The 3,793-nt window shown below is 71.6% G+C and carries 4 protein-coding genes; 3 read left to right on the top strand and 1 reads right to left on the bottom strand.

Translation table 11 applies throughout. From position 1 onward, the window contains the following. The 3 genes from VGX25_RS33085 to VGX25_RS33095 form a co-directional block, all read left to right on the top strand. On the top strand, positions 1-1,257 hold a 1,257-nt coding region (locus VGX25_RS33085), incomplete at its 5' end, for a helix-turn-helix transcriptional regulator (RefSeq protein WP_326921904.1). Between the two features lie 10 nt (positions 1,258-1,267). Continuing rightward, positions 1,268-2,212, top strand: coding sequence for an aminoglycoside phosphotransferase family protein (locus VGX25_RS33090; protein WP_326921905.1), 945 nt, complete (start codon positions 1,268-1,270; stop codon positions 2,210-2,212). 133 nt (positions 2,213-2,345) lie between these two features. Continuing rightward, a complete protein-coding gene (locus VGX25_RS33095) occupies positions 2,346-2,654 on the top strand; it encodes a hypothetical protein (RefSeq protein WP_326921906.1) in 309 nt (102 codons plus the stop codon). 110 nt (positions 2,655-2,764) lie between these two features. On the opposite strand, the gene VGX25_RS33100 is transcribed toward VGX25_RS33095, so the two are convergent. Beyond that, positions 2,765-3,745, bottom strand: coding sequence for a copper resistance D family protein (locus VGX25_RS33100; protein WP_326921907.1), 981 nt, complete (start codon positions 3,743-3,745; stop codon positions 2,765-2,767). Positions 3,746-3,793: the final 48 nt, after the last annotated feature.

Here is a 3,793-nt window from a genome sequence, read left to right on the forward strand (position 1 = left end):
ACTGGTGTCTCACAGCGCCAGATCGCGGCCCTGACCGGTCAATCGCAGTCCGAGGTGTCGGAGATTCTCAAGGGTCGTCAGGTCATGGCCTACGACGTGCTGGCGAGGATCGCCGACGGTCTGGGTGTCCCCAGGGGATACATGGGCCTCGCGTACGACGAAGTCACGGCGGTTCGGGTGGCCGGGACGAAAGAGGCCTCCGGCACGGAGGAGACCGAAGAGGTGAAGCGTCGGAAGTTCCTTGCGCATGCCGCCGCGGTCGCGGTCGGCGCGCATGTGCTCGGCGACGCGGACTCGGGATCATGGGTGTCCAACCCGGTGTTGACCCCAGCGCCCGGACGCATCGGGATGACCGATGTCCGGCAGGTCGAGGCTGCGACGCGAGCACTCCGTTCGCTTGACTACCAGTACGGCGGCGGGTTCTGCCGCGACGCCGTAGTCGCCCAGCTGTCCTGGGGGCAGCAGATGCTCGGCGCGTCCGGTGCCGACCACGTCAAGAAGAGACTTCACGTCGCCCTGGCCGACCTGCACAACCTGGCCGGCTGGACGTCGTTCGACATCGGCCTCGTCGACTCGGCGCGCAACCACTTCGGCCGCGCCCTCGAGCTGGCCAAGGCCGGCGAGAACGACCAGCTGGTGGCCAACATCCTGTACCGGATGGGCCGCGTCTACCTGCACAAGGAAGCCCCGGACGACGCGCTGAAGATGTTCCAGCTCGGCCAGATCGCCGCCCAGGAGTCCGGCTCCGAGCTGGCCGTTGCCGTGATCTGCGCGAACCAGGCCTGGGCGTACGCGATGATGGGCCACGAAGAGCAGACCATGAAGCTCATCGGCCGGACCCGCGACGAGTGGGCCCGGGCCAACCTGGCCGAGGCCGAGGACTGGGTTCGGTTCTTCAATGAGACCGACGTGTACGCCATGATCGGCACGGTGCACACCGTGTTGGCGCACAACGGTTTCCCGAAGCACACCCAGTACGCGATTCCGGCGCTGACCAGGGCGATCGAGTCCTACGGCGAGGAGATGGCGCGCAGCAAGGCGTTCAACCTGAGCGCCCTGGCCACCAACCACCTGCTGGACGGCGACATCGATCACGGCGTGAAGGTCGGCAACAGTGCCGTCGAGCTCGCCGAGCACCTCAAGTCCAGCCGGGTCCGGGAACGCATGCGCCCGCTGAAGGAAGAGGCCGACAAGCGCCGCAACAACAGCCAGGCGAGAGAGCTGTCGGAGAACATCAGCCGGTTGTCCGCCGTGTAGTGGCCGTGTCATGAGCGCAGAGCCGATGCCGACGACGACGCCGGCCGCGGCCGTGGTGGCCGCGGGGGACGGGGACTTCACCAAGGCCAAGTTGACGCTGGCCCTGTCCCACATCTGTGCCGTGGCCGACCTCGACCCGAGTGGCGCCGAGCTGTTGCGGCTGACCAACAACGCGGTGTTCCGGCTGGCCCGCCATCCGGTCGTGGTGCGGATCGTGGCCTCCCGCGCGCTTCGGCACCGGGTGGAGAAGGTGGTCCGGGTGGCCAGCTGGCTGGCCGAGCACGACGTCCCGGCGGTGCGCCTGTTATCCGGCGTCGAGCAGCCGGTGCGGGTGGCCGGTCACGTGGCCACTTTGTGGGAGACCGTGCCGCACGGCGGCGCCCGGCCCGACGGCCGCGACCTGGCCCGGCTGCTGCGCCGGGTCCACGCGCTGCCGGTGCCGCCGTTCCCGCTGCCCGCCTGGCATCCGCTCGACGACGTGCGACGGCGCGTCGACGAGGCTGAGGGGCTCGACGAGGCGGACCGCAGGTTCCTGCTGCGCCGGTGCGACGAGGTGGAGGGCCGGATCCGGGAGCTCGACTTCGCCCTGCCGCCCAAGCTGATCCACGGCGACGCGCACCTCGGCAACCTGATCCCCAGCCCGGCCGGCCCGGTGCTGTGCGACTTCGACTCCAGCTGCATCGGCCCGCCGGAGTGGGACCTCACGCCGCTCGCGATCGGGGTCGTCCGGTTCGGCGAGCCGGCCGGCCGGTACCGGCAGCTGGTCAGCACCTACGGTCTCGATGTCACCCAATGGGACGGCTTCGGAGTCCTCCGGGAGGTGCGCGAGCTCAAGCTGATCACCAGCGTTCTGCCGATCATGGTGAGCCACCCCGAGGTGCGGCCGGAGCTGATGCGCCGGCTCGACGACTTCCGGCGTGGCGATACGTCCGCTCGGTGGTCTCGGTACACCTGATCGGGCGGCCGGCATTGCGCTAAGTGTACGAATGCCCCGAAGATGGGTCCGGCGAATGATCCCCTTCGGGTACCACGCGCTACCCTCCGTGGGATTATTCCGTCCACCTGAGACAGTGAGGTGACGATCCACGGTGGCCCGCGGGACGAGCAGAGCACCCGTCGGAGGCAGGCGCGCCCGGCGCGCGCTGGACTCCGCGCGGGTCCTCGACGAGGTGGTCGACGGCCAGCTCGCGTTCGTCGCCCGGCTGCCGGAGGAGCACCGCCGCCGCGCCTGCGACTTCCTCGCCGAGCTGGTCATGCTCGCCCAGGCCTACCGGCACTACGCGGCCGGCTGGATCGATCGGCGGGAGCTGGACCGGCGCGGCATGGGCACCATGCGGCGGCTGGCCGAGATCCGGCGCCGCCGGCGGTCGGCGGCGCAGTTCACCGAGCGGGACTGACCTTTGACCGTTGGGCCCATCCGATGATCCGATGCGGCCGAACGGCGTAGCGTCCGCGGTCGAGCCGGCGACGAGCGGTCGTTCTCCACGGTGAGCTGCGTTTCGGGTGATCAGGATGTCGATGCGCGGGTGAGCACCACCGCCAAGCCGAACGCCAGGCCCATCACGGCCAGCTCCAGCGCGGCCCAGCCGACCAGGGCCGTGCGCCGGTGCCGCACGATCGCCGGCAGCAGGCGCCACCGGATGTGGCCGCCCAGCCCGGCGAGCAGCCCGATGCAGGTGATCTTGAGCAGCACCAGCTGGCCGAAGTCGGTGCCGACAAGTGCGCCGGGCAGGCTCCGGCTGGGGCTGCCGAGCAGCTCGACGGTGGCGTTGACCAACCCGGTCGCCGCGACCACCAGCAGGCAGACCGTGGCCAGCCGGGAGAACCGCGGCAGCGCGGTGACCAGCAGCGTGCGGTTGGCGGCGACCAGCATGACCACGGCGGCCAGGCCGCCGGTCCAGGCCGCGGCCCCGATCACGTGCAGCTCGACGGCGACCATCGTGACGTCGTGCCAGCGCCAGCCGGTGGCATGCCCGGTGACCGGCAGCGGGAGCAGGCCGAACAGCGCGACCGCGGTGCGCAGCTCGGCCGGCACCGACTCGCCGGCCCGGACCGCCGCCACGGTCAACCCGAACGCGACCACGGCCAGCGCTGCCACCAGGACGAGGGCCTTGCCGGCGCCCACCGCCGCGACGTAGTCGAGCACGGCGGCCGGCGACACCGTGGCTCCCGGCCGCAGCTCCGCGGTCTGCAGCACCAGGGCGACCAGCGCGGCCACCGCCCACACGAGCGCGCTGGCGGCCGCCGCCCGCCGGCCGGCGGCCAGCACCGGCTCGGCGATCTTCGGGCGGTCGTACCCGATCAGGATCGGCAACAGGCTCAGCCCGAGGGTGAGCATCGCCGCCAGATCGAGCAGGGCCCGGACGACCGGCAGCCCGTACCGGACCACCGCGTCGGGCTCGGGCAGCCCGGGGACGGGCCCGGCCGCCGCGATCGCGAGGCCGATCAGCGCGCCCGCGATCCCGGCCGAGACCGGGATCGCCACCAGGCGGTACCGAGCCGGCGCGGTGGTCCGGCGGTTCGGGGTGGGCCCCCC

Origin of the sequence: Actinophytocola sp. (assembly GCF_035942955.1) — a bacterium.
Classification (GTDB): Bacteria; Actinomycetota; Actinomycetes; order Mycobacteriales; family Pseudonocardiaceae; genus DASYTH01.

What these genes read in the sequence shown, in the direction of transcription:
- VGX25_RS33090 (WP_326921905.1), top strand. Translation starts at nt 1,268, where the DNA reads ATGAGCGCAGAGCCGATGCCGACGACGACGCCGGCCGCGGCCGTGGTG.